Source organism: Streptomyces sp. XY431, assembly GCF_001279805.1.
Classification (GTDB): domain Bacteria; phylum Actinomycetota; class Actinomycetes; order Streptomycetales; family Streptomycetaceae; genus Kitasatospora; species Kitasatospora purpeofusca.
On the sequence record NZ_LGDO01000196.1, the window covers coordinates 1 to 4,145 of the forward strand.

Consider the following 4,145-nt stretch of genomic DNA (forward strand, 5'->3'; position numbering starts at 1 on the left):
GCCCCGCCCCACCCCCGACAGCACCCACCCGGGTGACACCCGCGCCCCACCCCGCACCCCGCGCCCCCCGGCGCCGCCCGCACGCCAGGGAGCGCGACCGCTCACCGCGCGTACGGACCGCCCCGACGCCGCAGCACCACCACGACCACGGCGGCCAGCACCACCAAGCCCCCGACCACCGCGGCCACCAGGCCCAGGGAGGAGCCCCCGTCGTCCTTCGCCGCCACCGGCGCGGCGGAGGCCGAGGGCGGCGGGGTGGGCGCGGGCGCGGGAACCGAGGCGGCGGCCGACGGCGACGCGGGAGCGGACGCGGATGCCGACGGGGCGGCCGAACCACTCGGCACGGGCTGCCCGACCGGCTGCTCCTGGATCGGGTACACGTCCGCCGGCCCCGGATCCCCCGGCTCCGTCAGCGCCACGCGTGGGCGGACGATGCCGTATCCGACGATGTCGTTCCGATTGGAGCCGTCCGTCGGCTTTCCGGCGGTGTTGATCAGTACCCGGGCGATCTGGTTGGCGCTCCAGTCCGGGTGCACCGACCACAGAAGCGCGGCAGCGGCGGAGACGATCGCCGTCGAATTCGACGTGCCATGGCCCTTGCAGTAACCGGACGGCCCTGTACAGGCGTTGTAGATCTCAATTCCCGGCGCGGCCAGATCCACCTGGGGGCCCTGCTCCGATTCCGCGGTGACCGTCCCGTCGCGCCCGACTGCTCCCACTCCTACGACCCCGGGCAGCGCCGCCGGGTACTCGAGCGGATTTCCGCTCTGCGCGGAGTTTCCTACACCGGCCACGACCAGTGCGCCCTTCGCGGCCGCGTGATCGACTGCCGCCTTCAGATCGGCCACATCGGCCGCCGACATCAACGCGGCCGGCATCGCCTGGGAAATATTGATGACCTTCGCGCCCTGATCGGCGGCATAGACAATGCCCTGGTCGATCTGCTTCAGGAACTCCGCCCCGGTTACTCCTGTGGCGTTGTCATTGTTCCGGATCTTGATCGGCAATACCTTGGCCGCAGGTGCCAGACCATAGGCTCCGCCTCCGCCCATCCCTTTGCCCGAACCGACGATCACTGAAGCCATCTCGGTCCCGTGGCTCTCGGTGAAGGATCCCACTCCGCCCGGGAGCCCACTGAAGTCCTTGCCCGGCAGCAATTGTCCCGCGAGGTCAGGATGATCGAGCTTGAAGCCACTGTCGATGACCGCGACGGTGACGCCCTGTCCCTTACTGATCTGCCAGACCTCGGTGGCTTTCATCGCATCGAGGTGCCACTGGTTCTCACGGATCGATTCGGCCACGGCAGGTGTCACCGCAGGGCCGACGGCCACTCCGGCAGCCAGCACCATCACGGCGAACCCCCGCCCCCGCGCCCGTACGTTCGTCCGCCGCATCGCTGCTCCCTCGTCACTTTCCCCGTCGGGCCCTAACCCCGCCCCGCACAGGACTGCCCGGCCACCGGGAGGCCCAGTGGCCGGGCAGTCGTTCCGGACTACTCAATCACGCCCGGGTTGCTCTTCGGAGTACCGCTGGTCCAGGTCTCCTCGTCCTCGTGCAGGTAGTCGGCCCGGTTGCGACGGTCGCGCTCGCGCCGCTCGCCCGCGCCGCCCGCCATACCCGGGCCCATCATGCCGTTCTGGCCCGGCCGCGCCGCGCCCTCGGCGGACGCCGCACCGGCTGCGGCCGCCCGGTTGCGCAGGCCACTGCCGCCCGGGGTGAACTCCCCGGCAACCACCGGCCCCTTCACCCCGCCGACCACGCCGCCGCCGGTCGAGCTGTAGCCCCGACCGCGCGAGCCGCCGACCGCGCCACCGCCGTGACCGCCACCCTGGTGCATCCCGCCACCCGGACCGCCGAAGCCGCCACCACCGGACCCGCCGGACCGGCCCTGGGCCTCGCGTGCCCCGAAGACCGTGCCGCCGTTGTTCGCGCCCGGACCACCGTTCTTCGTCGGCAGGTTGCCCCCGACGGTGCCGGTCCGGCTCGGGGGCACAGGGCCCCCACCGCTCTTCAGCGAACCGGTCCCACCGGTGAACGGACCGGTCCCGCCGAACGGGATCGGCCCTCCACCGGGGAACCCGACGGGCCCGCCACCGGGCGTAACCGGGTACCCGGGACCACCGCCCTGGGGGTGCACCGGCACGGGACCGCCCCCGGGACCCACCGGTCCGGTCGGGCCGGGCAGCGTCGGTACCGTCGGCAGGCTGTCGAGCCCGGTGCCGGGACGGTCCCCGGGGTGCGTCGGTCCCGTCGGCACCGGTCCCGGCGCAGTCGGGTCGACCGGCAGCGGCGCCGGGGTGCCGCGCCGCGGCGGCGGCGTGACGTTCCCCGGCGGGGTCGGTCCGGGCGTCACCAGCACCGGCGGACGCGGCGTCACGGAACCGCCGCCGCTCCGGTCGCCGCCGGAGGGCGGGCTGTAGCCGCTGGGACCGGGCCCGGTCCCTGCCCGTGACGTGCGGCCCGAACCGCCCGATCCCGTCCTGCCTCCCCCACCGCCGACCCAGACGTCCTCGCTGCTGCCTACACCGCCCTTGTCGCCGCCGGCTCCCGGAAGCTCGGGCATCGTGAGCGAGTTCAGCTTGGTCGTCGCCGCCTCGTACGCCTGCCCCAGCTTCTCCATCTGGTGGATGGCTTCCTGGTGCGCGGTGTCCACCCGCTTCTGCGCCGCCGAGGCTTCCATGGAGGAGACCCAGGTCGGGTCCTCCTTCTTCATGATCGCGTCGGTGGACACGGACGGGTTGCCGAAGCCGGCGATGCTCAACGGCGAAGGCTTGAGGCACGGCTGCGTGGAGTGCCGCTTGACCGTGTCGATGTCCTTGGTCGGGACCTCCGGCACACCGGTCTTCGCGGTGCTCAGGGCCTCGCCGGCCTGCACCATGGCGTCGCCCGCGCCCTTCGAGTACTCACTGATCATGGACGCCGACTTGTGCAGGTCACCGGCCCACGACTTGAAGTTCTCGGCGGCCGGCCCCTCCCACTGGATCTGGGTCACGTGGGCGGCCAGTGCCTTGCTGAGCTCGTCCAGCACGCGCCCGGCGGCCTTCAGCTGGTTGCCACGACCGGTCACCCTGGACGGATCGCTGCCAGCCACCATGGACTTGAGCTGGACGTGCTGGATCCCCTCGAAGTTCGTCCCGCCTGCCATCAGTTACTCCCCGTATCGCTGAAACTCGCTCCCCGGACCGTCACGCGAAGCCCCCGCCGCCACCCTGCTTGGGTACCGGCCCGCCGTCCGCGTTCTTCGCGACCGCGTTGACCGCCGCCGTCTGGTGCTCCTCGTTGTTGCCGTAGCTGCCCGCCGTCTGCGCGACCGCCTTGCTCATCTTGTCGATCTGCTCCGCGAACGACTTCGAGAGCTGCGCGATCGCCGCGTGCGTCTTCTCGTACGCGGCGATCAGGTCGGCGGACTCGTGGAAGCCGCTACCGAGGTTCCCGGCGTGCAGCTTCTGCTCCTTGATCTTGTGCTGCGCCGCCTCCGAACCTTCCAGCGAGGCCAGCAGCGCGTCGACCTTCTTCTTGAAGTTGGTGAGCGTGTCGAGCTCGATCTTGACGTCCTTGGACCCGAACGCCGCCACCAGTGCGGTGGCACTGACGTCGACCTGGACCTGGCCGACCACACGGCCGATCCAACTGTTGTCCAGCGTCCACGGCTTCACCTCGCCGTTGGGGCCCTCGGCCCAGCCTGCGCCGCCCGGTCCAGCCTCGCTTGGCACAGCAATCCACCTCTCCCCCGTTCGCGACGCGGCCCCCGCAGGTCCCCGCACCGCGACACACCGTCAACTACTCGGTCCTACCGGCCGTACAGGTCGATCGGATCGACAGATCAATCAGGTCGATCCGGCAGAACCGTCCGCCCATCGGGACGGACGGCGCCTCAATCATCGTAGCCACCGCCTCTGTCGGACCGGCAGGGCCCATACCCCGCTTGTAAGCGATCGGTACGAACTTGACACGTGCATCCCGCGCGGGGGCCGGGCCGAGGGGTCGGCGGGCGCCGTTAGACTGGCCCGGTCCGGTCGTACCGGACGAGACCTCCACTGCCGCGCAGCGTCGCACAGCAGCGCCCCGGGCCGCCGCCCAGCCCCGCCACCCGCCGGGCCCCGGCCCCGCCGCGGATCGGACGCCCCGCATGCCCCCCAGCACCC

Annotated in this window: 3 protein-coding genes; all 3 read right to left on the minus strand. The window is 71.8% G+C overall.

All coding sequences use genetic code 11. The features are described from left to right. Window positions 1–101 precede the first annotated feature (101 nt). On the minus strand, window positions 102–1,349 hold the full coding sequence (mycP, locus tag ADK60_RS20150) for a type VII secretion-associated serine protease mycosin (protein WP_107094668.1): 1,248 nt from the start codon (window positions 1,347–1,349) through the stop codon (window positions 102–104). Between the two features lie 143 nt (window positions 1,350–1,492). Further along, a complete protein-coding gene (locus ADK60_RS47725) occupies window positions 1,493–3,145 on the minus strand; it encodes a WXG100 family type VII secretion target (RefSeq protein WP_053647829.1) in 1,653 nt (550 codons plus the stop codon). A gap of 40 nt (window positions 3,146–3,185) precedes the next feature. Further along, the gene (locus tag ADK60_RS20160) at window positions 3,186–3,713 is read right to left on the minus strand and encodes a DUF2563 family protein (protein ID WP_159400506.1); all 528 of its coding nucleotides are present in this window, start codon (window positions 3,711–3,713) and stop codon (window positions 3,186–3,188) included. Between the last annotated feature and the right edge of the window lie 432 nt (window positions 3,714–4,145).